At 76.4% G+C, this 24,333-nt stretch carries 22 protein-coding genes; 11 read left to right on the forward strand and 11 right to left on the reverse strand.

Annotated features, from left to right (window positions below; genetic code table 11):
* The first annotated feature begins 21 nt into the window (after positions 1–21).
* Entirely contained in the window at positions 22–576 is a 555-nt protein-coding gene (locus NP075_RS18325) for a TetR/AcrR family transcriptional regulator (RefSeq protein ID WP_227563533.1), read from the forward strand.
* 6 nt (positions 577–582) lie between these two features.
* On the opposite strand, the gene NP075_RS18330 is transcribed toward NP075_RS18325, so the two are convergent.
* Positions 583–1,035, reverse strand: a complete 453-nt coding sequence (locus NP075_RS18330) for a ScoMcrA-related endonuclease (protein WP_227563534.1) — start codon at positions 1,033–1,035, stop codon at positions 583–585.
* Between the two features lie 139 nt (positions 1,036–1,174).
* Between NP075_RS18330 and NP075_RS18335 the strand changes: the two genes are divergently transcribed.
* From NP075_RS18335 to NP075_RS18365, 7 genes are all read left to right on the forward strand, one after another.
* Positions 1,175–2,227 carry an ankyrin repeat domain-containing protein gene (locus tag NP075_RS18335; RefSeq protein ID WP_227563535.1) on the forward strand — a complete coding sequence of 351 codons (1,053 nt, stop codon included), beginning with the start codon at positions 1,175–1,177 and terminating at the stop codon, positions 2,225–2,227.
* A gap of 88 nt (positions 2,228–2,315) precedes the next feature.
* Positions 2,316–5,933 carry a DUF4132 domain-containing protein gene (locus tag NP075_RS18340; protein ID WP_227563536.1) on the forward strand — a complete coding sequence of 1,206 codons (3,618 nt, stop codon included), beginning with the start codon at positions 2,316–2,318 and terminating at the stop codon, positions 5,931–5,933.
* Positions 5,934–5,935: 2 nt separating this feature from the next.
* Positions 5,936–7,039, forward strand: coding sequence for an ATP-binding protein (locus NP075_RS18345; protein WP_227563537.1), 1,104 nt, complete (start codon positions 5,936–5,938; stop codon positions 7,037–7,039).
* Positions 7,036–9,465, forward strand: coding sequence for a DUF5682 family protein (locus NP075_RS18350; RefSeq protein ID WP_227563538.1), 2,430 nt, complete (start codon positions 7,036–7,038; stop codon positions 9,463–9,465). The genes NP075_RS18345 and NP075_RS18350 overlap by 4 nt, the downstream gene beginning before the upstream one ends.
* A complete protein-coding gene (locus tag NP075_RS18355) occupies positions 9,462–10,604 on the forward strand; it encodes a VWA domain-containing protein (protein ID WP_227563539.1) in 1,143 nt (380 codons plus the stop codon). The genes NP075_RS18350 and NP075_RS18355 overlap by 4 nt, the downstream gene beginning before the upstream one ends.
* Entirely contained in the window at positions 10,601–12,667 is a 2,067-nt protein-coding gene (locus tag NP075_RS18360) for an SWIM zinc finger family protein (protein ID WP_227563540.1), read from the forward strand. Before NP075_RS18355 ends, NP075_RS18360 begins: the two co-directional genes overlap by 4 nt.
* Before the next feature lie 51 nt (positions 12,668–12,718).
* Positions 12,719–13,285, forward strand: a complete 567-nt coding sequence (locus tag NP075_RS18365; RefSeq protein ID WP_227563541.1) for a phosphoribosyltransferase family protein — start codon at positions 12,719–12,721, stop codon at positions 13,283–13,285.
* 230 nt (positions 13,286–13,515) lie between these two features.
* Here the strand turns inward: NP075_RS18365 and NP075_RS18370 are convergent, their stop codons facing one another.
* The 7 genes from NP075_RS18370 to NP075_RS18400 form a co-directional block, all read right to left on the reverse strand.
* A complete protein-coding gene (locus tag NP075_RS18370; protein WP_227563542.1) occupies positions 13,516–14,025 on the reverse strand; it encodes a nitroreductase/quinone reductase family protein in 510 nt (169 codons plus the stop codon).
* Positions 14,026–14,198: 173 nt separating this feature from the next.
* Positions 14,199–14,594 (reverse strand): type II toxin-antitoxin system VapC family toxin, encoded by a 396-nt coding sequence (locus NP075_RS18375; protein ID WP_227563543.1) that lies wholly within the window; start codon positions 14,592–14,594, stop codon positions 14,199–14,201.
* Complete coding sequence (locus NP075_RS18380; RefSeq protein ID WP_227563544.1) at positions 14,591–14,818, reverse strand: type II toxin-antitoxin system Phd/YefM family antitoxin; 228 nt, start codon at positions 14,816–14,818, stop codon at positions 14,591–14,593. Before NP075_RS18380 ends, NP075_RS18375 begins: the two co-directional genes overlap by 4 nt.
* A 9-nt stretch (positions 14,819–14,827) precedes the next feature.
* Positions 14,828–15,973 (reverse strand): hypothetical protein, encoded by a 1,146-nt coding sequence (locus tag NP075_RS18385; protein WP_227563545.1) that lies wholly within the window; start codon positions 15,971–15,973, stop codon positions 14,828–14,830.
* The gene (locus NP075_RS18390; protein ID WP_227563546.1) at positions 15,970–17,127 is read right to left on the reverse strand and encodes a GNAT family N-acetyltransferase; all 1,158 of its coding nucleotides are present in this window, start codon (positions 17,125–17,127) and stop codon (positions 15,970–15,972) included. The genes NP075_RS18385 and NP075_RS18390 overlap by 4 nt, the downstream gene beginning before the upstream one ends.
* Positions 17,124–17,957, reverse strand: a complete 834-nt coding sequence (locus NP075_RS18395) for a hypothetical protein (protein WP_227563547.1) — start codon at positions 17,955–17,957, stop codon at positions 17,124–17,126. The genes NP075_RS18390 and NP075_RS18395 overlap by 4 nt, the downstream gene beginning before the upstream one ends.
* Complete coding sequence (locus NP075_RS18400; RefSeq protein ID WP_227563548.1) at positions 17,957–19,564, reverse strand: phenylacetate--CoA ligase family protein; 1,608 nt, start codon at positions 19,562–19,564, stop codon at positions 17,957–17,959. The genes NP075_RS18395 and NP075_RS18400 overlap by 1 nt, the downstream gene beginning before the upstream one ends.
* Positions 19,565–19,811: 247 nt before the next feature.
* On the opposite strand from NP075_RS18400, the gene NP075_RS18405 reads away from it, so the two are divergent.
* Together NP075_RS18405 and NP075_RS18410 are read left to right on the forward strand one after the other, a co-directional pair.
* Positions 19,812–20,495, forward strand: coding sequence for a HEAT repeat domain-containing protein (locus NP075_RS18405; protein WP_227563549.1), 684 nt, complete (start codon positions 19,812–19,814; stop codon positions 20,493–20,495).
* Complete coding sequence (locus NP075_RS18410) at positions 20,482–21,492, forward strand: HEAT repeat domain-containing protein (RefSeq protein WP_227563550.1); 1,011 nt, start codon at positions 20,482–20,484, stop codon at positions 21,490–21,492. Before NP075_RS18405 ends, NP075_RS18410 begins: the two co-directional genes overlap by 14 nt.
* A 12-nt stretch (positions 21,493–21,504) precedes the next feature.
* On the opposite strand, the gene NP075_RS18415 is transcribed toward NP075_RS18410, so the two are convergent.
* The 3 genes from NP075_RS18415 to NP075_RS18425 form a co-directional block, all read right to left on the reverse strand.
* Positions 21,505–22,347, reverse strand: a complete 843-nt coding sequence (locus NP075_RS18415; RefSeq protein ID WP_227563551.1) for an SMP-30/gluconolactonase/LRE family protein — start codon at positions 22,345–22,347, stop codon at positions 21,505–21,507.
* A 103-nt stretch (positions 22,348–22,450) separates the two neighbouring features.
* Entirely contained in the window at positions 22,451–22,816 is a 366-nt protein-coding gene (locus NP075_RS18420) for a DUF6223 family protein (RefSeq protein ID WP_227563552.1), read from the reverse strand.
* Between the two features lie 78 nt (positions 22,817–22,894).
* Positions 22,895–23,590 carry a hypothetical protein gene (locus tag NP075_RS18425; protein WP_227563553.1) on the reverse strand — a complete coding sequence of 232 codons (696 nt, stop codon included), beginning with the start codon at positions 23,588–23,590 and terminating at the stop codon, positions 22,895–22,897.
* A gap of 58 nt (positions 23,591–23,648) precedes the next feature.
* Between NP075_RS18425 and NP075_RS18430 the strand changes: the two genes are divergently transcribed.
* Positions 23,649–24,305: a helix-turn-helix domain-containing protein gene (locus NP075_RS18430; protein ID WP_227563554.1), complete on the forward strand. Its 657-nt coding sequence runs from the start codon at positions 23,649–23,651 to the stop codon at positions 24,303–24,305.
* Positions 24,306–24,333: the final 28 nt, after the last annotated feature.

Genomic DNA, 24,333 nt, shown 5'->3' on the forward strand with positions numbered 1-24,333 from the left:
TCCGGATGGTTGAATGCCACTATGCCCACGCCCACCGGGCGGGTCAACAGGGGACCCGCGGCAGCCGCCGGCAACCGGCGCGCGATCCTGGCCGCCGCCCGACGACTGTTCGCCGAACATGGGTACAACGTCCCGCTGCACACCATCGCCCGGGAGGCGGGGACCGGCCAGGGCACGCTGTACCGGCACTTCCCGACCCGCCTCGACCTGGCCCTGGCCGTCTTCGAGACGCACTTCGCCGAGCTGACCGCGATCGCCCGGGACGCCGCCCCCGACGCGTTCGTCCGGCTGTGGTCGCACCTGCTCGACCTCGTCGTCGAGGAGTCCGCGTTCATCGAGATGTTCATCGACGCACGCCGCTCGATGCCCGGCTACGACGGCGGGCACCGCCTGCGCGTCCTCGTCGAGGAGACGCTCCCGCGGGCGCAGGACGCGGGCCTGGTCGCCGCCGGGCTCACGACCGCGGACGTCCTGCTCGCCGTGCGCATGGCCTACGGGATCGTCGTCACGACCGAGGGCGACGAGGACGTGCGGGCCGTCGTCGCGGGCGTGCTGCCGCTCGACCCGACGCCCTGACCGGCATCAGTAGCAGTAGTCGCAGGTCCCCGTCGCGGGCAGCGTCATCGAGCACGTCGGGCACACCGGCGCGACGCGCTCGGGCTCGGTCGCGCGGCGCGGCTTGGCCGGTGCGGCGGCCGTCGTCGTCCGGCGCGCGCGGGGCGCAGCCGCGACCGCCCGGGCCGGTGCCGCCGTGCCGCTCGGCTGGGTGACGTCGAAGCCGCGCTTGCGCAGGATCGCGGCCGCGACCGGCAGGCTGTTGGCCAGGTCCGACGACGTCGCCAGCCGCCCCGTCGCGTAGCGGTGCGCGACCCCGACGACCGCGGGCAGGTCGTACTGCCGGCCCTCGTGCTGCAGCGTCCACCCGGGCGTCCGGGCGAACCCGTACACGGCGAGGAAGTCGTCCTCCCCGCGGCGGTCGTACTCCTCGACCGCCTGGAGGACGTGCTGACGCGCGAGGGAGGAGAAGGTGGCCACGACCCCGAGCCTACGTCGGCCCGCTCGCGCGCGGTCCGTGCGACCACGCCCGCGGGCTCGATAGTCTCGGACGCCGAGAAGACCGACGACCGCCGGCGCGGCCGCACCGCCGCACGCCGCTGGATGGAGGAGGACGACGTTGGGTGGACGCACCGAGCACCTGCCGCAGGACTTCGCCGACCTGCTGGCCGAGGCGGACCTGCCGACGCTCCAGGCCGTGTTCGACGACTGCGTGCCCGACGCCCGCGGGGGCTACGCCGAGCAGACCGCGCTCGCGTTCGACGCCTGCCCGGACGACCTCGCGCGGTGGCTCGTGGCGCAGGGCGCCGACGTCGACGCCCCCGACCGGTGGGGCAACACGCCCCTGCACACGCGCGCCCGCAGCGGGCGCTCGACCATCGACGTGCTCCTCGAGCTCGGTGCCGACGTCCACGCGGACGGCGCCACCGTCGGCACGCCGCTGCACGCCGCGGCCGCGTCGCTGCACGCCGAGAACGCGGCCCTGCTGCTCGCGCACGGCGCCGACGTCGACGCCCGCAACCGCGACGGCCTGACGCCGCTGGAGCTGGCGCTGCGCAGCTGCAGCAACATCGACCTGGAGCGCGCCGCGCCGTTCGCCCGGCTGCTGCTCGACGCGGGCGCGACCCGGACGCCGGCCATGTCGACGTTCGTCGAGGAGATCGGGCAGCGGTTCGAGGAGCACCGCGAGAAGATCCCCGCCGACCTGGCCGGGCCCGCGAGCGCCGGCCTGGACGCGCTGTACCGGCTCTTCGGGGTCGTGCCGGCGGCACGTCGCGCCCGCCACGACGGCGTCGCGCCGATCGTCGTGACGTCGACCCGCTGGCAGGACCAGCACGCCGAGCTCTGGGACTCCCTCGTCCCGGGGTCGGGCGCCGCCGCGACCGTGCAGGGCGAGGTCGTGCGCATCAGCGGCCGTCTCGCGCACGAGCTCGAGGGCAACGGCGGGGCCAACTGGGACGACGACTTCCGCGCGATGGCGCGTGCGTTCGCCGACCACGTCGCGACGGGCACGCCGCTGCCCGACGCCGACCTGGCCGAGGTGCGCACGGCCGTCGACGACCTGGTCCGCACCGGGTCCGGCGCCACCGCGCGCCTCGCGGAGCTCGCGGTCGCCTGGGTGCTGCGCAACCCCGACCCGCGCCCGCTCGACGCGCCCGGCTACCGGCGCTAGCACCACCCGTTCGCCGCAGCGAACCTCGCCCGGCCTGTCGTCCCCCGTCGCTACGCTCGCGGCGGCGTCGACGCAGGGAGAGATCACGATGGCGTTCTTCGGGCTGGTGCGGGGCCGGACGGCGGCCGACGACGGCCCGCCGCGGGCGTGGGTGCGCGACCTGGAGCAGGCCGTCGCCCCGCTCCCGGACGCGCCCGCCATCGTGGCGTACGTGCTCACGGGACGCGACCCCGCGCCCGTGGCGGCGCTGTCGAGCGCCTCGAGCCCCGCGTACCACTGGCTCCCGTCCGGTCGGGGGCACACCGGGGCTGTCGAGGCCCCGGTGGTCCGCTCCCTGTACGGGGGGTTCGCCGACGTCGACGCAGCCGTGCTGCGCCGGTGGGGCCACGTCCTGGACGCCGCCGACGCGCCGATGCAGGGCTGGGGCGCCACCGCGGCGCCCCTCGGCGGCGCGCTCTGGCACGACGTGATGATCGCCCAGATGGTCGCCGCGACACCGGGTGCCGACCCATTGCCCGCCAGCTTCGCTGACCTGGTCCGCGTCGCCGCGCTCGACGACGTGACACCGCGCGACCTGGTCGTCGCCCTGCTGACGATCTCCGTCAAGGGGCGCTACTCGCACCGCTACGACTGCGTCGAGCTCGCGCGCCTGCCCGGGTTCGCGGACGCGCTCCTCGAGCACCCCGACGTGGTCAACGCCGCCCTGACCAGGGGCGCCGTCGACGCCCGCGTGGCGGCGCTGCGCGTCGTCGGCGAGACGCTCCCGGACGACCGGCTGGGGGCCGTCGTCGACGCGATCGCACACGCCGCGACCGCGTCGAGCACGCAGGTGCGTGAGCGCGGCGAGCAGCTCCTGGCGCGTGCGCCCGGGGCGACGGCCGCGCTGCGGACGGTCGCGGTGCGTGGCACGCCGCCGGCACGCGCGCACGCCCTGGACCTGCTGGTGCGGTACCCCGAGGAGGTCGAGTGGGCGCGCCGCACCGCGGCCGCGGACCGCGCCGGGCACGTGCAGGCGCTCCTCGCGCAGTGGGACGCGGCGGCCGCCGCCGCCGCGACCGGGGCCGAGGACGACCTCCTGCCCGACCCGCTGCCCCCGGTCCGCTGGGCCGTCCCCCGTGACGCGGCCGAGGCGTCAGCACGGCACCTCGTCGACCTGGTGACGGACGGGGTCACGGCGCACAACCGGATCGTCCAGCAGCACTCCGGGCGCTACCCGGGCGAGTCGGCCCGCCTCCTGCCGTCGCCGGCGCCGGGCGCCCGGGACGACCTCGTCGCCCTGCTCACGTCCGACGACCCGCCGTGGCGGGTGACGACGCTCGGGCTCGACCACTGGCGAGCGTCCGGGCTGCTGCAGACCATGGCCACCGACGGAGGGCTGGACACCGTCCGCGCCGTGAAGCTGGTCGTCGCGCTGGGCCTGGACGCCGTCCTGCCCGGCCACGACGGCGGTGCGCACGTGCTGCGTGCCCTGTACGCCCGGACCGGGGCCCCCGACCTGCGCACGCTGCAGGCCATGCTCGACGCGGCAGGGGTCGACGGCTTCGCGCTGATCTGGCGTTCCTGGTCGCGCCGCTGGGGGCCGCGCCTCGGGCGCGGGTGGGACGACGCCGACGTCTGGCCGTTCGTGGCCGAGAACCTCGACCGGATCCTCGACGACGTGTCCGGCGGCGAGTGGGACATGGACGAGCTGTCCGCGATCACGGCCGTCGCGACGCTGCCCCGGCAGCCCGCGCGGGTCGTCGAGCACCTCCTGTCGCTCGCGCTGGGGACCCGCAAGGCCCTGCGCGGGCCCGCCCAGGAGGCGCTCGCGGGCACGCCGGGCATCGCGGCGCGCGCGGCGGCGGGCCTGCTCGACGGCCGCACCCAGTGCCGCCTCGCGGCGGCGCAGTGGCTGGCGCGCCTGGCGGACCCGGTGGCGCTGCCCGCCCTGCAGCGCGCGTGGGCGACGGAGCGGCAGGACGTGGTGCGCGGCGCGCTGCTCGACGCGCTCGTCGCGGTCGGTGAGCGCGCGGAGACGTACCTCGACCCGCAGGCGACGAGCCGGACCGCCGCGAAGGCGGTCGCCAAGGGTCTGCCCGCCGCGCTGGACTGGTGCGCGTGGGACGCGCTGCCGCAGGTCAGGTGGGCGTCGTCGGGCGAGCCGGTGGCCATCGAGGTCCTGCAGTGGCTGTGCCTGACGGCCGTGAAGTCGCGCTCGCCCGAGCCCGACGCGGTGCTGCGGCAGTACGCGGCCCTGTTCGACCCGGCCGACCGGGAGCGGTTCGCGCACCACCTGCTCACCGCGTGGCTGCAGGCCGACCTCGCACCGCACCCGCCGGAGGTGGCCGAGGACCAGCTCCGCGCGTACGCGCCGGCCAACCACTTCTGGCTCACCAGCTCCGGGCGCCCGTACGAGGACATGACGGTCGAGGAGCTCACCGCCGCCCTCCTGCCGACGTTCCTGCGGCAGCCCGCCGGCTCGGCGACCGCGAGCAAGGGCGTGCTGGCCGTCGTCGCGGCCTGCGGCGGGCGGGATGTCGTCGCCCCCGCCGAGCGGTACCTGCGCGAGTGGTACGGCCAGCGCGCCGCCCAGGGCAAGGCCCTCATCGCGATGCTCGCGTGGGTCGAGCACCCGGCGGCCACCCAGCTCGTGCTGTCCATCGGCTCGCGGTTCCGCACCAAGAGCTTCCAGCAGGAGGCGGTCGCCCAGGCGCAGGCGCTGGCCGAGCGCAAGGGCTGGACCGTCGACGAGCTCGCCGACCGGACGATCCCCACCGCCGGCTTCGACGACGACGGCGTCCTCGAGCTGCCCTACGGACCGCGCACCTTCGTGGCCCGGCTGCTGCCCGACCTCACCGTCGAGGTGCGCGACCCCGACGGCAAGGTGCTGAAGACGTTGCCGCCGCCGCGGCAGTCGGACGACCAGGACCAGGCGAAGGAGTCGAGGAAGGCGCTGACGGCGGCGAAGAAGGACGTCCGGACCATCGCCGAGCTGCAGGGCCGACGGCTCTACGAGGCGATGTGCACCGAGCGGTCGTGGTCGGCCGAGGACTGGCAGCGGTACCTGTGCGCGCACCCCGTCGTCGGCCCCGCGGTGCGACGGCTGGTGTGGGTGGCGACCGACGAGGGCGCCGAGCCCGTCGTCTTCCGGCCGCTGGACGACGGCACGCTGACCGACGTCGACGACGCACCGGTGACGCTCGCGCCGTCGGCGCGGGTGCGGGTCGCGCACGACAGCATCCTCACGCCCGAGCAGGTCGCGGCCTGGACCGGCCACCTGGCCGACTACGAGGTCGCACCGCTGTTCCAGCAGCTCGGGCGCGGGCTGCGGGCGCTGACGGAGCAGGACCGTGCGCTCCTCGAGCTGGACGATCTGCAGGGCCACGTGCTCGGCGCGTTCGCGCTGCGCAGCCGCGCGACACGCCTGGGCTGGACCCGCGGCACCCCGGAGGACGGCGGCTGGTTCTACTGGTACGCCAAGCGCTTCCCGACGCTCGGGATCCTCGCGAGCATCGAGTTCACCGGCAACACCCTGCCGGAGGAGGACCGTGAGGTCGCGCTGACGACGCTGTCGTTCTGCCGGGAGCAGCAGCCCGGGGCGCAGGCCGAGCGGCTGACCCTCGGTGACGTCCCCGCCGTCCTGGTCTCCGAGTGCTGGCACGACATGCGCGAGATCGCGGCGCAGGGCAGCGGGTTCGACCCCGACTGGAAGCGGAGGGAGCTCTGACGATGACCGTCGACCCGACCGGCCCCGTCCTGCGGGCCCCCGCCGAGGTGCGGTTCGCCGACGAGCTCGCGGCCCTCGCGGCCGCCGACACCGGCGACCGGCCCGCCGGGTGGCGTCTGACGCCCCGCGCGGTGCGCGCCTTCGTCGTGGGCGACCCGGCGCTCGGCGTGACCCGCAAGTTCCACGGCGACGACGCGCTCGTCGACCGGTGCGTCGTCACCTTGATGAGCAGCCGCGGGCTGCTGCTGGTCGGCGAGCCGGGGACGGCGAAGTCGATGCTGTCCGAGCTGTTCGCCGCGGCGGTCTCCGGCGACTCGACGTGCACCGTCCAGGGCAGCTCCGGCACCACCGACGACCAGATCACGTACTCGTGGAACTACGCGCTGCTGCTGGCCGAGGGACCCACACCCCGCGCGCTGGTGCGCGGCCCGCTGCACCGGGCGATGACCGACGGCGCCGTGTGCCGGTTCGAGGAGGTCACGCGCGTCCAGCCGGAGATCCAGGACGTCCTCATCGGCGTGATGTCCGACAAGGTGCTGCACGTCCCCGAGCTCGCCGGCCCCCAGGCCGTCGTGTTCGCCGCCCCCGGCTTCAACGTGCTCGCGACCGCGAACCTGCGGGACCGCGGCGTGCACGAGATGTCCAGCGCGCTCAAGCGCCGCTTCAACTTCGAGACCGTGCGCCCCATCCGGGACCGCGACCTGGAGCGGCGCCTCGTCCTCGAGCAGACGTCCGAGCTGCTGACGCACGCCGCCGTCGACACGCGCCTGACCCCGGACGTCGTGGACCTGCTGGTCACGGCGTTCCACGACCTGCGCGACGGCGTGACGTCCGACGGGGTCGCGGTCGAGCGGCCGTCGGCCGTGATGAGCTCGGCCGAGGCCGTCGCGGTGGGGTACGCCGCGGCGCTCGACGCCCACTGGTTCGGCGACGGCGAGGTGGGCGGCGCGCACGTCGCGCGGCAGCTGATCGGCACGGTCCTCAAGGACAACCCCGACGACGGCGCCAAGCTGCGGCACTACTTCGACGTCGTGGTGCGGCCGCGGGCCAAGCGGGACCGCCGGTGGCGGTCCGTCCTCGACACCCGGGGCGAGCTGGACCGGTGACGGACCCGCTGCCCACCGGCGACGACGTGCGGGCGCTGGCGGCCCGGTTCGTCGGCGACGAGGTCGTCGTCGTCCCGGTGCGGCACCACAGCCCCGCGTGCGCACGCGCCGTCACCGCGGCGTTCGAGCGGTTCCGTCCGTCGCACGTGCTCGTCGAGGGGCCGCGCAGCTTCACGGGGCTCGTCGAGCTGCTGTGCCACCCCGACGCGCGCTACCCGCTCGCGGTGTACGCGTGGTCCCGCCCCGCCGGACGCGCGACGGCACCCGGTGAGGGCCACGGCGGGTACCACCCGTTCTGCGACTACTCCCCCGAGCTCGTGGCCGTCCGGCTCGCGCACGCGGCGGGCGTGCCGGTGGAGTTCTGCGACCTGGAGGTCGGTGAGCAGGCGGCCGCCGCGGCGGGTGCGGTGCTGCCGGGGGCCGGCTCGCTGCAGCGCGAGGAGTACGCGCACAGCCGGTCGCTGAGCGCGCTCGCCGAGCGCCTGGCGTGCCGGGACCACGAGGACCTGTGGGAGCTGCTGTTCGAGGCCCGCGACGACGGGCTGGACGCGCACCTGGCGCGGATGACCGCGTACTGCCTGCTGGCGCGGCACGACACGTCCGACGCGGAGCTCGAGCGCGAGGGGACGCCCGCCCGCGAGGCGGAGATGGCGTGGCACGTGCGGCAGGCCGTGGCCGCCCGGGCGCCGGGGGCCGGGCCGGTCCTGGTCGTCGTCGGGGGCTTCCACGCGGTCGCGCTGCCGGACCTGCTCGCCGCCCCGCCCGCCCGGCCGGTGCTCGACGTCGGACCCGTCGTCGAGGGCCACGCACTGGTCCGCTACGGGTTCGACCGGCTGGACCGGCTCAACGGGTACGCCAGCGGCATGACGTCGCCCGGGTGGCACCAGCGCCTGTGGGACGAGCACCTGCGCGGCAGCACGCCCGCCGCGGCGCGCGCCGACGCGACGCTGACGACGCTGCTCGACGTCGCCGACGCGCTGCGCACCGGCGCGCGGACCCCCGTCGCGACCCCCACGCTGGTCAATGCGCACCGGCAGGCGCTGCTGCTGGCCGACCTGCGGGACCGTCCCGGGCCGCTGCGCAGCGACCTCGTCGACGCGGTCACGAGCTGCCTGGTGCAGGGCGACGCCGACGTCGAGGGCGTGGCCGTGGCCGCCGCGACCCGCCGGGTGCTCACCGGCGACCAGGTGGGCCGGCTCCCGCCCGGCACCGGCACCCCGCCCCTCGTACGCGACACCCTGGCCCGCATGGCCGAGCTCCGCCTCGACACCGACGGCACCGAGCCCCGCGACGTGGCGCTGGACCTGTACCGCAACGCCGCGCACCGGCGGACCAGCCGGGCGCTGCAGGGCCTGGCCCTGCTCGCCGTCCCGTTCGCCACGCGCGTCGCCGGCCCCGACTTCGTGCGCGGCACGGGCCTGACGCGCCTGCAGGAGCGGTGGACCTACCTCTGGACGCCGGCGACCGAGGGCCGTCTCGCGGAGGCGTCGATGCTCGGCTCGACGCTCGACGAGGCCGTCGAGGCGCGGTTCGGCGCCCTTGTCGCCGAGCTGACGGACAACGGCGCGACGCCCCCGAGCGGGCGGGCCGTCGCGCTGCTGGCGCAGGGTGCGGTCCTCGGGCTGCACGACCGGTCCGGTCCCGTGGTCCGGCTCGTGCGGGACGCGCTGGGAGCCGAGACGTCGTTCGTCGCGGCGGTGCGGGCCACCGGCACCCTCGCGCTGCTCGCGGACGGGCGCGAGGCGGTCGAGTCCGGGCGGATCGCCGGGCTGGGCGCGCTGGTCACGCACGCCTACGCCCGCTGCCTGTACCTCGGGGCGCAGCTCCGGGGCGACGAGGACCCCCCGGAGGCGGCCGCGGACGCGCTGACCCGGCTGCGCGAGCTGCTCGGCTCCCCCGCGGGCCGCGACCTGGACGCCGCGCCGTTCTGGGCCCTCGTGGACCGGCTGCGCCAGGAGCACGAGCGGGCGCTGCTGCGCGGTGCCGCGGCCGGCCTGGCGTCCACGGCGGGCCGGCTCGACGTCGACCACCTGGCGCGCGACGTGGCCGGGCACCTGGCGGGGTCGGTCGACGCGCACGAGGCCGTGGGGTTCGTGCGCGGCCTGCTCTCCACCGCCCGCGAGACGGTGTGGCAGGGCTCCGGGGTGGTCGAGGCGCTCGACTCCCGGCTGACCGACTGGGACCAGCCCACGTTCCTGTCCACGCTGCCCGACCTGCGGCTGGCCTTCACCGGCCTGACCCCGCGGGAGACCGACCGCGTCGCGCAGGCCGTCGCCGCGCTGCACGGCGGCGAGCGACCCGACCCGCCGGTGCGGCGTGACGTCGACGCCGCCACGGTCCAGGCGTACGCGGAGCTGTCCGAGCACCTGCTGGACGGCCTGCGCCGCGACGGGCTGGGCGCCTGGACGACGGGCCCGCAGCCGTGAGGCCGACCGACCGGTGGCGCCTCGTCCTGGGCCGGTACGCGCAGGACCGCCTGCCACCCGCCGCGGACGCGCGCGGCCCGCGGTACGAGGCGGCGCTCGACTACCTGTACGGGCGCGAGTACGCCGGGCGTGGGGGGCGCGGCGACGACGGCGGGGAGGGTCCCCCGCCGGAGCCGCTGCCGGGCTCCCTGGACCCGTCGGCACCGTCGGTCGTCGACTGGCTCGGGGAGGTGCGCGAGCTGTTCCCGCGCGAGACGGTCGAGACGATCGAGCGCCACGCCCTGGACCGGTACGGCCTGACCGAGCTCGTCTCGGACCCGGAGGTGCTCGCGCGCATCGAGCCCAGCGAGGAGCTGCTCAAGACCCTGCTGTCCCTCAAGGGGCACCTCGACCCGTCGGTGCTGGGCGAGGTGCGCCGCGTGGTGCGTGCCGTGGTGGAGGACCTGCGCCGGCGCCTGGAGAAGGAGGTCCGCGCCGCGCTCACCGGGCGGGTCAGCCAGCACCGGCACTCCCCCCACGCGGTGGCCGCGAACTTCGACCCGCGCGGGACGATCCGCGCCAACCTGCGGCACTGGGACGCCGCCGGCGGCCGGCTGGTGGTCGAGCGTCCCCTGTTCTTCCAGCGGAACACGCGCCGGATCCCGTGGGAGGTCGTCCTGCTCGTCGACCAGAGCGGGTCGATGGTCGGCTCGGTCATCCACAGCGCGGTGATGGCCGGGATCCTGGCCGGGCTGCCCGCGTACCGGCTGCGCCTCGTGGTGTTCGACACCAGCGTCGTCGACCTGACCGACCTGGCCACCGACCCGGTGGAGCTGCTCATGACCGTGCAGCTCGGCGGCGGCACCGACATCGCGCAGGCCGTCGAGTACGCCGCGCAGGTCGTCGAGAACCCCGCGCGGTCCGTCGTCGTGCTCGTCAGCGACTTCTGCGAGGGCGGGCCGCCGTCGCGGCTGGTCGCGGCCGTGCGGCGCCTCGTCGAGGCACGGGTGACGACCATCGGCCTGGCGTCGCTCGACGGCACCGCGCACCCGTCCTACGACAGGCGCATGGCGCAGGACCTCGCCGACGTCGGCATGCCCGTCGCGGCCCTGACGCCCGGGCGGCTCGCCGAGTGGCTGGCGGAGGTCACGGCGCGATGAGCGTGCGCACCGACGTCGCCGCCCTGCTGGCCCGCTACGACGAGGACACCTGGGTGGCCCTGGCGAACCGCGGCCTGCTGCGGCGCGCCCGCAAGGACCTCGAGCAGGTGGCCGTGCGGGTCGCGGCCGAGGACGACGCGAGCGTCACCGTCGCCGTCGGCGACGTGCTCGTGCGCCTCGGCCCCGCCGGGCCGGCCGGCGCCACGTGCACGTGCCCGAGCCCGGTCATCTGCCGGCACGTCCTGACGGCGGGGCTGTGGCTCGCGGGCGAGGCGGCGGGAGAGGGCGACGCGGACGAGGCCCCGCCGGGGCAGGCCTCGCCGGAGCAGCCCTCGCAGGACCGGGCACCGCAGGAGCAGGCGCAGGCCCTGCACACCGAGCTGATGACGCTCGACGCCGCGGCCCTGACCGCCTACGCAGGCCTTGCCGGCTACCGCTGGGCGCACCGGCTGCTCGACGACGCCGACTCACCGCCCGTCCTGACCCGCGACCGCTACCTGACGATCACGTTCCCGCGCCGCGGCCTGACCGCCCGGTACCTGGGCGGCGGCCTGGACGCGCTGGTGCTCGACCAGACCGTGCCGGACGTCGCGCGCTTCCGGGTCGCCGCCGTGCTCGCGTGGCAGCGGGCGCACGGCCTCGTCCTGGCGGCCCCACCGGCCCCGCGGTCGCGCTCCGCGGAGCCGAGCGCGACGTCGGTGTCGCGCACCGCGTCCCGCGAGCGCCTGCGCGCCACGGCCGCCGCGGTCCTGCGGGACACGGTCCGCGTCGGGGTGTCGCACCTGTCCCCCGCGCTGCACGACCGCCTCGTGACGTCCGCGGTGTGGGCGCAGGGCGTCGAGTACCACCGGCTGGCGCTGCTGCTGCGTCGGATCGCCGACGAGGTCGAGCTGCTGCTCGTCCGCTCGGCGCGCGCCGACGACCTCGCGCTGCTCGACGACGTCGCGGTCGCGCACGCGCTCGTTGCCGCGCTCGACGCCACCGCCGGCCGGGAGCCGGCCGGGCTGCTGGGCCGCGCCCGCACGTCGTACGACGCGGTGCGCCGGCTCGACCTCGTCGGCCTGGGCGGGCGCCCGTGGCGCACGGGGTCGGGCTACCACGGGCTGACGTGCGTCTTCTGGGACACGACGGCCTCGCGCGTGCTGACCTGGACCGACGCCCGCCCCGAGGGGGTGCCCGGGTTCGACCCGCGGGCCAGGTGGTGGCAGCCCGCGCCGTGGACCGGGCTGGGCGCACCCGCGCAGGCGGCCGGCCGCGCGGTCGTCCTCACCCAGGCGCAGGCCAGCCCCGACGGGCGGCTGTCGGGCGTCGAGTCGACGTCGGCGTCGCTGGATGACCTGACGGGGACCGCCCTGCTCGACGCGCTGCCGGTCCGCGAGGTGTGGGCCGACCTGGCCGCGCACCGGTCCACGGGCCTGCTGGACGTGGTCGACCAGGCGTCGCTGTGGACGGTCGTGCGGCCCGCGGCCGCTCTGCCGGCGCAGTGGGACCCGGTGGAGCAGACGCTGCGCTGGCCGCTGCTCGACGGCCGCGGCGACGTCCTGGTGGTGGAGGTCCCGTGGTCGCGGCTGCACGCGCACGCGATCGCGCGCATCGAGTCGCTCGGGGCGGGCCTGCCGGCCGGCGCGTGCGTGGTCGCCCGGGTGCAGCGGGTGCGTGGCCGGCTCGTGGGCGAGCCGCTGAGCCTCGTCCTGCCCGACGGGACGCTCGACGCCCTGCACTTCGACCCCGACCCGGAGCCGTCGGCGGGCTCGGCGCTGGTGGCAGGGCTGCTGGCCGCGGGCACGGCGGACCGGCCGACCTCGCCCGAGACGGCGGACGGCGCCCCGGGCGCCGTGCCCGCGCCGGTCGCGGCGGTGCGGGCCGTCGTCGAGCAGGCGGCGCAGCGCGGCTGCGGCGGGACGGTCCCGGGCGACGTCCACCGCCGCCTGGCGGCCGCCCACGCGGCGGCCCGGGCCGTCGGGCTCGCGGTCTTCGTCGAGCCCGACCCCGCGCTGGACCCCGCCGAGTCGCTGCTGCGCTCGTCGTACCTGGTGCAGCTCGTGGAGCGCGCGGTCGGCTGACGGGCGCGGAAATGAGCCGCGCAGGAACGGCTCGTCCACAAGACTCGGACCGTGAACAGACCCCTGCTCCGGGCGGACGGCGACCTGCGCGCCGACCTGCGCTCGACCTTCGGCTGGTTGACCACGCGGGACATCGAGGAGCAGTACGCGGACGTCACCGGGTGGTGGCGGAGCCCGGCGATCCTGCCGCGACTCGGTCCTGCGCTGGCGGAGCTGTTCGCCGACGACGAGCCGACCGTGGTGCTCGGCCTGGCCTCTCGGGGCTGCCTGCTGGGGCCGCTCGTCGCCGTGCACCTCGGCGTCGGGTTCGTCGAGGTCCGCAAGGACCGGTACCCCGCGACGGACGCGGACGCCTGGCTGCAGACCCGCACGCCGCCCGACTACCACGACCAGCAGCTCGACCTCGGCCTCCGCCGCAAGCTCCTGCGGTCGACGGACCGGGTGCTGCTGGTCGACGACTGGGTGGCCACCGGCGGCCAGGCCCTCGGTGCGAGGTCGCTGGTGGAGCGCGCGGACGCGTCGTGGGTCGGCCTGGCCGTCCTGGTCGACGCGCTCACCGAACCGGCGACGCGCCGCGACCTGCGGGTCCGGTCGCTCGTGAACGTCCGGGAGCTGTGAGCGCTGCGCAGGCGTCCGCGCGGACGCCTGCGCAGTCACCTGACGTCGAGGACGTCCGCGGCGAGCTGACCCCGGTCGGAGCGGAACACCGCGTCGGACCTCCACGGAACGACTGCAGCAGGTGCTCTACCCGTCGGCCTCGCTCGTCAGCCGAGGACAGGGGATCGGCGCGCGTCGGGGGCGATCTGGGTCGACGCGTCGTACGCCTTGAGGGTCGCCGTCCGACGCGGCTACGGATCCTGACCCGGGTTGACCAGATCAGGTGCGGGCTCGAGCACGACGACGACGGTCTCCGTCCGCCGGTGCGCCGCGTACGCGTCGAACTGCGGGTCGAAGCGCAGCCACGTCCGCCACAGCCGGTCGCGCTCGTCACCCGTCGCGGCGCGCGCCCGCACCGCCCGCGACCCGTCGGGCAGGTCGACGGTGGTCTCGGGGTGCGCCTGCAGGTTGAGCCACCACGCGGGGTGGCCCTCGCCCCAGCCGTTCATGGCGACGGTGACGACGTCCGGCCCGTCGAGGGCGTAGGCGACGATCGCCCGGTGCGGGCTCCCCGTACGACGGCCCACGGTGTGCAGCACCATCGTGCCGAAGCGGTTCTCACGCGGCGGCCAGAGCCCCAGCCGGCCGCCCGACACCCGGTGGATCCCCCGGTGCACCACCCACGCGGTGCGGATGAACCAGCGGGGCGGCAGCCACGGCCGGCGGCGCTCAGGTTCTGCGGCGGTCCCGATCTCACCCATGCTCGCCCTCCGTCGCTGCCCCACGCCCGAGTCGATGTGGGCAAACGGTACCCACGGGACGGACCGGACAGCCATCCTCGTGCGCACAGCCGCGGGCGACGTCGGCCGCGCCGGCGCGGTGCGTCAGGCGCGGCGAGAACGGCGCGCGAGGCGCCCACGCTCCGGCGGGCGCCTCAGCGCCGCGCGTCGACGCGCGTGACGTCGGGATCGAGCCGGGCGTCCAGGAGGGCCTGGTCGGCCGTCATCAGGGCGACCCTCTCGACCGACGCCTGCGCGAGCAGCAGCCGGTCGAACGGGTCGCGGTGCGGCATGCCGCGGACGTCGCGCACGGCCCACGTGTGCACCGCCCCGGGCTCCAGCCAGCCGAGGCCCGCGGCCGTGATCCGCGTCGGCAGGTCATCGGGCACGTGGAGCTTGCCGAGCTCTACCTTGATCGCGATCTCCCACAGCGAGGCCGTGGAGACCAGCCGCTCGCCGGCCGCCGCGAGGCGGTCGCGTGCCCGCGGCCCGAGCCTCGGGTCGTCGGCGAGGAGCCAGAGCACGACGTGGGTGTCGAGCAGCACGGTCACCGGCCCTCGAAGAGCTCGACGATCTCGGGCACCGGCGCGTCGAAGTCGTCGCCGACCACGATCTCGCCCTTCGCGGTGCCGTAGACCAGGTCGATGGCGACGTGCGGCACCAGGTCGGCCACGGGACGACCGGCACGCGCGATGACGATCCGCTCCCCCGCCTCGACGCGCTCGAGGAGACGGGACAGATGGGTCTTCGCGTCGTACACGTTGACGGTCGCCATCCGACGAGGCTACCGACCCTGACCAGGCCTGACCAGACCGTGCGACGCGTCGGGCGGTGCTCCGACGTCCGTCAGCCGCGGCGAGGGCGGCGCCGGGTCCACCGGCCGGCCCACGCTGAACACCGCCAACGCGACCTGCGACCGCCGCAGCCCGAGCCGGCGCCGCAGCCCCGCCACGGCGTGCGGGGAGTCGACGACCTCGGAGTGCGGCGCGACGGCCAGGCCGCTGCGGTGCGCGTGCAGCCACGTGCGCTGCAGCGCGCGCCCCGCCTCCAGCACCTGCGCGGGTGGCAGGCCGAGCCGGGCGTCGAGCGCCTCGGTGGCGCTGCGCACGCCGGACGTGCGGGCGACGAGCACCAGGTGCTGCGGACCGGTCAGCGGCTCACCCGTTGCCGGTGGCACGGGCAGCGGCCGGGAGCGCCCGAGCGCCTCGACCGCGCGCCCGGCCAGGCCCGCGACCGTCAGTGCGGCGTCGTGCAGCGCGGGGCGGCGGGTCAGCGGGGCGGCGACGCGCGCGAGGAGCGGGGGCAGCAGGAGCATCCGGTCGGTCATGCCGTCGCGTGCGTAGCGCGGGTGCGCGGGGCTCAGCCGCAGCCAGCGCACGAGCTCGGCGGCGACCGCGCGGCGCGACGCCGTCCACGCACCGCCCAGGCGCACGAGGTGCCGCATGGCGGGGTCGTCCACCTGCAGCAGCGCCAGCCACGGCGGCAGCGCCGGGGCGTCGCGCCGCAGGTCGGCGGCGGTGTCGAGGCGGCCACGGTGCGTGCGGCGCGCGCGCACGTCCGCCGGGGTGAAGGCCGTGGCGTACGGCGCGGCGTCGGGGCGCACGACGAGCACGGGCGACGCGGGGTCCGCCGGCCCGCGCACCGGCAGGTCCGCCAGGCGGTCGAGCCACGGGGTCGGCTCGACGACGACGCCCCGGCCGTCGGCGCCCGCCGCGATCGCCAGGCACTCGACCCACGCGCCGAGCGACAGCAGCAGGTCCCGGAACGACGGGTCACCCGCCGCCAGGACGCGGTCGGGGACGACGGCGACCTCGACCGTGCCGTCGACGACGCGCGGTGACCACGGCTGGGTGTTGTGGGCCGACGGGGCGCGGCCGGCCAGGCGCACCCACCGGTGCAGGTCGGCGTCGGTCACGGACGTCGAGGTCATCGGGTCTCCTTCGCCGCCGCAGCGGCGGTCGTCGTGCCGGTCGGGACCGGCCTGCGGTAGAAGGTCACGCCGTGCAGCGGGCGACCGCCGAAGCGCTCGAACTGCCGTGCCGAGGCGGGGTTGTCGCGGCCCACGTACGTCGAACGCAGCCGCGCGTACCCGCCCGTGGCGAGGTGCGCCTGCAGCGTGCGGGACAGCAGCGTCAGCACGCCGCGCCCCTGCCGGTCGGGATCGGTGCCCTGGATCACGAGGACCGCCTCGCTGCGGTACCGGTGCCGCGTCGCGAGCAGCCGCACCTGCTGCAGCGGCCCGAGCCGCCCGCCGACGCGCTGCAGGTAGGCGGTGATGTCCGGCACGACCAGCACGAACGCGACCAGTGCGTCGGTGGTGGCGTCGCGCGCGAGCAGCAGCAGGTCCTCGTCGACGAGGTGTCCCAGCCCGTCGGTCGCGGCCGCCATCTCCGCGCCCGTGATGGTCGTGTAGTACGGCAGCGCCGCGAACGCGCGGTTGAGCACCGCGAGCACCTCGGGGACCAGGCGCCCCATCTGCGAGCGCCGCCCCCGCTCGAGGCGCAGCCCGGCGGCCCGCCACTCGTCGGCGGACGGCAGCCCGCCGGCCGACGCCGCGGCGACGTCGACGACCCACGTGTCGGACTCGCCCCAGCGCTCGAACCCGAGCGCCTCGTACGCCGCCGGCACCCACGCCGGGTTCCACGGCGAGTCGACGAAGCCGCGGGCGTCGAAGCCCGACGTGATGACGCCGCCGGACTGGTTGGGCAGCAGCGACACGGGCCCGAAGAGCTGTGCGCGCCCGGGGTCGGCGGCGGCGCGGTCCTCCAGGGCGCGCACCAGCGCGGCCGCGACGTCCGCGTCGGCGAACTCGGTCGCGCCGAACAGCAGCGACGGCGCGCCCAGGCGCGCGTCGAGCCGCGCGTCGGTGTGGACCGTGGTGCGTCCGACGGCCCGGCCCGCGGCGTCACGCACCAGCAGGAGCTCGACCGGCTCCGCGTGCGGCGACGTGCCGCGCCACCACGACGTGATCGTCGAGGCGAGCAGCGGCACCGCGAGGTCACGCGGGTGCAGGCGCAGCGGCAGGTCGACGAAGTCGCGCAGGTCGGCGCGCGAGCCGACGGGGACGACCTCGAGCCCGCTCACGGGGCCACCCCCGCGGTGCCGCCCGCCGCGTCCCCCGCGTCCCCCGACGCGCCCTGCGCCAGGTGCACGCGGATGTACCCGCCCGTGCCGTGGCGCCGGTCCCGCGTGATCCACGTCATGAGCCGGCGGTGCGCGGGCAGCCGCGCGAACAGCATGAGCGCGTCGCGGTCCGTGAAGAAGGCGAGGGTGCCGAGCGTGAACGGCGGCTCCCAGTAGACCCGGTGCCACACGTAGCCCTTCATGCGGCGCATGTCCGCGACCATCGGGTACCACTCGCGCGACAGCACCGCCCACGAGTGCGGGCCGCGGTACCGCGTCGCGCCGAGGAACATCGCACCGGAGCGCGCCGGGGTCGTCGGGGTGCCGTCCGCGCGCCCCGCCTCGGGGTCACCCGCGCCGCCCCGCGCACCCCGCCGACGCCGCGGCGGCGCCGGTGCCACGAGCGGCGGCGTGCGTCCACGGGACGTCTCGGCGCTCAGCGGCGAGAACCGCTCGACGTGCGCCATGACGTCGCCCTCGGCCCGCCACACGCCGTTGGTGTAGCCGTCGGCCGCGGCGCGGAACGTCCGGGTGCGGTCACGCACCGGGTCGGCGCCGGCCGTGAAGGCGTCGGCCTGCGCGGGCGTCGTGAAGCACGCGACGAGGCCGCGCACACGGCGCCCGTCACCGTCACGCGCGAGGACCCCCGCGCTCCAGACGTGACCGTCCGCCGCCCGCGCCGCGCGGCGTGCCCGGCGCGCCCACGCCACGTCGCCGCCCGCGCGCTCCAGGACGACGAGCGCCTCGGCGCGCGCCTGCGCCGGCGCGCGGGAGAAGTCCCGGCTCCGCATCAGGCGGACGCCGGGTGCGCCGTCGAGGCGTCCCGGTCCCCCGGGTCGACCATGTAGACGTTCTTGATCTTGGTGCTGCCGCCCGTGAACGGGCCCGTGCCGTGGTCGTGCACGTGGACCCGCAGGTCTGCGGCGGTCGGGTCCTCGGCGAGCGACTGCGCGACGTCGCGCGACACGGACGCCAGGTGGTCCAGCACCCCGGCGGCCGCGCGCGACGCGAGCTCGGCCCGCGCAGCGTCGTCGAGTGCCGCGTCCTGCCGCAGCTGCAGGTGGATCACCGGGCGCTGCTCGTGGTCGCCGACGTCGACGAGCGCGAGCTTGAACGACTCGATGGCGGCGGCGTGCGGGTTGTCGAGGTACAGGCCGTTCTCGACGTCGAGCGGGTACAGGTTGGCGCCCATGTAGGAGACGGTGGAGTCCTTGCGTCCGTACATCAGCAGGAACGGCAGGCGCATGCGCTGGATCGTGTACGCCCGCTCGAAGCCGAACGCGAGGCGGTCGCGCGCGGGCTCCGGCAGGGACGCGATCGCGGCCTTCAGCTCGTCGAAGCCGACGATCTTCGCCTCGTCGCCGATGTCGTACCGGAGCTTCGGGCTCATGATGTCGGCGGAGTTCAGCGTGACGAGCAGCCGGCCGTCGGGCGTCGTCTCCATGTACGTCTCGAGCGGGTTGTACTGGAAGACCATCGGCGTGCGCGTCTCGTCCGCGCCGAGCACCGCGTCGCGCAGCGGGCCGCCCGCGGCCAGGGTGCGCCGCACCCACACCGCCAGGTCGCTCTCGCCGGCCATGCCGATCGTCAGGTCGGACGCGCCGTACCCGGAGTACACCCGGCCGAAGCGGTCCTCGAGGTAGTCGCGCAGACCCTCGGTCAGGGCCTCGCCGCCGACGAACCCGTTGAGGTCGTACGCGTCCCAGTCGAAGCCCTCGGCGTCGAGCCGGTCGCGCAGGTGCTTGAGGAACGGCGGGTACGCGCACACCAGGTAGGTGTAGCCGGGCCCGAAGTGCCGCAGCGTGTCGACGATCTTGTCGATGTCGGGGCCGGTGTTCTTCACCATCGCGATGCGGGACATCGCGATGCCGGTGTTGGTGCCCGTGGCCCACGCGCCCATCGAGAACGCGTTGACCGCGAACAGCCGCCGCGTGCCGAACAGCGACGTCACGTACCCCGCGACGTTCTTGTGGACCGTCGCCAGCTCACGCCGCGACCGCATCCAGTTGTACGGCTTGCCCGACGACCCGCTGGACTCGTCGACCACCGTGCCGACCGTCTCGACGATGCCGTCCCAGCAGCGCGCGTCCTCCGGGTAGCGGTCGACGTAGTCGTGCTTCGACGTCGGCCGGTAGGTCGTCAGGTCCCACCAGCGGAACCGGAACCCCGCGTCCTCGACGTAGTGCCGGTACGCCGGCACGTCGAGGTAGGCGTGCTGGCAGATCATCCACGCGTTCAGCCGCGCGAACCGCTCCATGGCCGGGTGGTAGTTGCGCGCGGTGAACCGCCACAGCGCCGGGTGCAGGCGGTAGACGCGGTAGACGACGGTCACCAACCAGGTGGCGAGCCGCAGCGCGGTCTGCCGCAGGGCGCTCGTACGCGGGGGCTCGGGGGTCACGCCGCGCACCCTAACAACGCCTCGCGGGCGGACCGCGGCGTGTCGCCGCAGGTCACGCGCAGCGCGACGAAGTTCACCTGCCGGGCGGGGAAGGAGTGCGGGGCACCGGTCGCCGCCACCGCGCGACGCCGATGTTTCACGTGAATCGTTTTCGGCGACCGACGGCAGACGGCCCGGGGCCGGCTGTGCACGACGCTTGACCCTGACACCGTGCGAGGGTCTTCGATGGCGGACGGAGGTGGTCACGATGACCCGGACGCACGGACCTACCGCGTGGCTGCGCGGCGCACTGACGGCACCGACGACCTCGACACGGCTGCAGGCCGCCCTCGCGGCGGGGACGGACCCGACGGGCGAGCAGGTCGACGTGCTGGTCGAGCGCTGCGCCGTCGAGCCCGACTTCTTCGTCCGGGACATGCTGACCTGGGCGCTGGTGCGCCACGACCCGGCCGCGGTGGCCGCACGGCTGCAGACGGAGCTCACGTCCGACGTCGCGCAGGCGCGGGCCCAGGCACTGCACACGCTGTCGAAGATCCGGCACCCCGGCACCTGGCCCGCGATCACCCGGGCACTGCTGCGGGACCGCGACGACGAGGTCGCGCGCGCGGCGTGGCGCGCGGCCGTCGCCCTCGCCCCCGACGACGCGCACGCCGCGCTGGCCGAGGTGCTGGCGACGCAGCTCGGCCGGGGTGGCCACGAGGTGCAGCGCAGCCTCAGCCGCGCCCTCGTCGCGCTGGACGACGCGGCCGCCGACGTGGTCGCACGGGCGACGTCCGACCCGGACCCGGGCGTCAGCGCGCACGCGGTCGCGACCGCGCAGCTCGCACAGGACCCGGACGCCGGCTTCGACGCCGCCCTCGCCGAGGCGCGCCGCGCCGTCGCGCTCCGCGCGGCACCCACCGTCGAGGACCGGTCCGGTGCTGATCGGTGAGGTCTCCGCGCGCTCCGGGATCAGCGTCCGGATGCTGCGGCACTACGACAAGGTCGGCCTGGTGTCGCCCACCGGGCGGACGCACGGCGGCTACCGGCAGTACGCGGACGCGGACGTCCGGCGGCTCTTCCAGGTCGAAGGGCTGCGCTCGCTCGGCCTGAGCCTGCAGCAGGTCGCGCACGTGCTCGACGACCTCGCGTTCGACCCCGGGCCGATGGTCGAGCGGATGATCGAGCGCACGCGCGCCCGCCTCACGCAGGAGGAGGAGCTGCTGCGCGGCCTGCTGCAGGTCCGCGCCGGGGAGCCCGCCGCGTGGACGGACGTGCTGCGCACCATCGCGCTGGTGCGCGGACTGCGGGCCGGCGACCCCTCCGCGCGGCAGCGCCTCGTGCTCGGCCTCACCGGCGCGCTGGACGACGACGTCGCGCCCCTCACCGAGGCGGCGCTGGCCGAGCCGGACCCGAACGTCTCGGGTGCGCTGCACTGGGCGCTCGCCCGCACCGGCGACACGGCAGTCCCGGCGCTGGCCGAGGCCCTGGGCTCACCGGACGCGGCACGCCGCCGCCAGGCGGTGGTCGCGCTCGAGAAGATCGGCTCGCCCCGTGCGCTGGGGACGCTGGCCGAGGCCACCGGGCACGCGGACGCCTTCGTGCGCGGCCGCGCCGCGCTCGCCCGCGGCGCCCGCGGCGACGCCGACGCCGTGCCCGCGCTGGTCGCGCTGGTGGTGGAGGGGCGCGAGGACGTCGACGCCGCCGACGCCCTCGGTGTGCTCGCGGCACGTCACGGCTGCACCGGGGACGTCGTCCGGGAGGTCGCGGCGGCGCTCGCGCACGCTCCGGTCGAGGCACGGCGGCGGCTCACCGCCGCGCTCGCCGAGGTCCCGGGACGCGAGGCGGACGACGTGCTGGTCACCCTCGTGGAGGACCCGGACCGCGGCGTTGCGCTGACGGCCAGGGCGCTGCTGCGCACGCGACCGGGGCGCGGCACGGCGCGCTGACGTCGCGCGCCGTCAGCCCCCGTACGGCAGCACCGGCCGGCCGGGCACGTCGACGCGCACCCGGAACAGCGCGCCCGCCTCGGGCTCCGGGTCGTCGAGGTGCTCCCGGGACGTCGTGATGTACAGGTCCCGCAGGTCGGGGCCGCCCAGGGTGCACGCGGTGACCAGCCGCACCGGCAGCTCGACCTCGGCCAGCACCTCACCCGACGGCGCGTGGCAACGGACCCGGCCGTCACCGTTGAGCGCGACCCACACGTTGCCGGCGGAGTCCACCACGAGCCCGTCGGGGCTCTCGTCGCCACCCGCGACGAACGGGCGCCGGCCGGTCAGGCGCCCGTCGACGACGTCGAACACGTCCGTCCGGCCCGTCGCGGTGTCGTCGTAGTACGCGCGGGTGCCGTCCAGGGCGAAGTCGATCCCGTTGGAGATCGTCACGTCGTCCAGCACGACGTCCACCTGCCCGTCCGGCGCGATCCGGTACAGCGTCGCGCCGCCCGGGTGCGCGTCGTACGCCATGGACCCGGCGTACAGCGCGCCCCACGGGTCGCACCCGGCCTCGTTCATCCGCACGCCGGTGTCCGACCACAGCTCCGGCAGCGGCGTCGGCAGCGCGTCGGGGCCGTCGGCCAGCCCGATCCCCCGCTCGAGCCCCACGACGTACCCGCCACGGCTGCGCGGCCGCACGAACGCGGCGACGTCACCCACGTGCAGGCGGTCGACCGCGCCGTCGTCCCGCAGCGTCAGCAGGTCCCCGGCCAGCATGTCGACCCAGCGCAGGCCACCCCACGTCGGTGACCAGCACGGACCCTCCCCGTGGTAGGTGACGGCGTCGGTGACCTGCTCGGCTCGCAGCAACGGAGGGCTCCTCGGGGTGGGACGACGGACGGACCGAGCCTCGCGCGGACGCGCCCCGCACGCACGCCGGCGCGCGGGGCCGCCACGGACGGGCGTCGACGCCTCAGCGCGGCGCGGCGGCCGCTCCCGGCACGGCGTGTGGTGCGCGACGTGCCCGCGAGCGCGCCAGCCCGACCCCGCCGGCGACGGCGCCGACCAGCCCGAGCACCACGGCGAGGACGGCGCCGGCCAGGCCGTTGCCGGTGCCGAGCCCGCCCGCCGCCTGCGAGACGTGGAGGGCGCCGACCGCCGCACCGACCAGACCGGTGAGCACGGCGACCGCGGCGCGCGCTCGCCCCGGGCTGCCCCGGCGCAGACGGGCGAGCGCCGTCGCGGCCGCGACGACGGAGACGACGCCCAGCACGGCCGCGACGGTGGGGACGAGCCGGCCGGTGCCGACCTCGTAGGCGAACAGCTGGGTGGGGATCATCGTCTGCTCCTCGGGGTGCGGTGCTCGCCGCCGGCCGGTCGGTCGACGGTGGTGCGACGGGCGCCACGGCCCGGTCGGTCAGACGGTCCGCGGTGCCGGTCGGGGCTGCGCAGGCCGTCGCGGCGCGCCGGGGTCGCGCAGCAGGCGCACGCCGGCGACGGCGATCCAGACGAGCCAGAGCAACCAGCCGACGAGGCCCGCGAGAGCCAGCGGCTGCGCCCCACCCACGCCGTACGGCGCGAGGGTGGCGGACACGAGCAGCAGTACTGCCCCGGTCAGGCCGACGCCCGCGTGCCACCGCGGCACCGGGCGGCTCAGGGCGAACCCGAGCAGCGCGGTGGCGAGGAAGACCTGGTTGAACCCGAAGGACGCGCGGTGCAGGCCCCAGAGCCCGGCGACGGCGGCCGGCCCGTCGACGGCGGCGGCCCCGAGGGCGAGCCGTGCCGACTCGGCACCGGCGAAGGTGACGCACTGCATCACGACGCCCGCGAACCCGACCAGCGCCCACGTGCGGCGCGCCGGCGACGCGGGTTCCCAGGCGCTGACGGCCAGCCCGGCGGCGAAGACGGTCGCGAGCAACCAGGCTGCAGGCATGAGGGCCGAGGCCGTCCGCAGCGCGTCGCCCTGGGCGGCGTGCACGTCGCCGAGCTCGCGCAGCGTGGGATGGTCCGTCGGCAGCGGGACGCCGGCCGACGTCAGGACCAGGTTCGCGACGACGAGGAGGGCGACGAAGCCGATGCCCGCCGCGCCGCTCACCCGGACGGTCCCTGTCATCTCGACCTCCTACACTTGGCTCTATTGAATAGAAGCACGTTCAACCGAAGAGGACAAGATGCCCGATTCGCGCCCGCCGCGCCGCTACGACTCCCTGCTGCGCACGGCCCAGGCCGACGAGACGAGGGCGCGCATCGCCGAGGCCGCGCGGCGGGCGTTCGTCGAGCACGGCTGGGCGGGGACGACGGTGCGGGACGTCGCGGCCGCCGCGGGCGTCTCGGTGCCCACGGTGTACGCGGTCTACGGCAACAAGAAGGGCCTGGCCACGGCGCTGATGGACGCGGCGGACCTGGCCGCCGACCCCCACGGGGTCGCGTCGGACCTCGCGGCGGCGGAAGGCGACCACGCGCGCCAGCTGGCCGTCGCCGTGGCGTTCGACCGGCGGCTGTACGAGCGGTCCGGCGACCTCCTGCGCGCGCTGCGCGAGGCCGCAGCCGCGGAGCCGGAGCTCGGCGCGCTCGCCGGGGAGGGCGCCCGGCGTGGCGACCGCGCACGCCTGGCGGTCATCGGGTCCTGGCCGCCCGGTGCCCTGCGCGCCGGCCTGGACCCGCAGCGCGCGGTCGACCGCTACGCCGCCATCTGCACGCTCGAGGCCTGGGCCGACCTGACCGGGCCGCGCGGCTGGACGCCGGACGAGGTCGAGGAGTGGTGGACCGCGGTCGTCGTCCACGAGCTGCTCGGGGCGGCCACATCGTCACCCGTCCGCGGCCGCTGACGGGCGCGGCCTCGCGCGCTAGCGTGAG

The organism is Cellulomonas wangsupingiae, from assembly GCF_024508275.1.
Classification (GTDB): domain Bacteria; phylum Actinomycetota; class Actinomycetes; order Actinomycetales; family Cellulomonadaceae; genus Cellulomonas; species Cellulomonas wangsupingiae.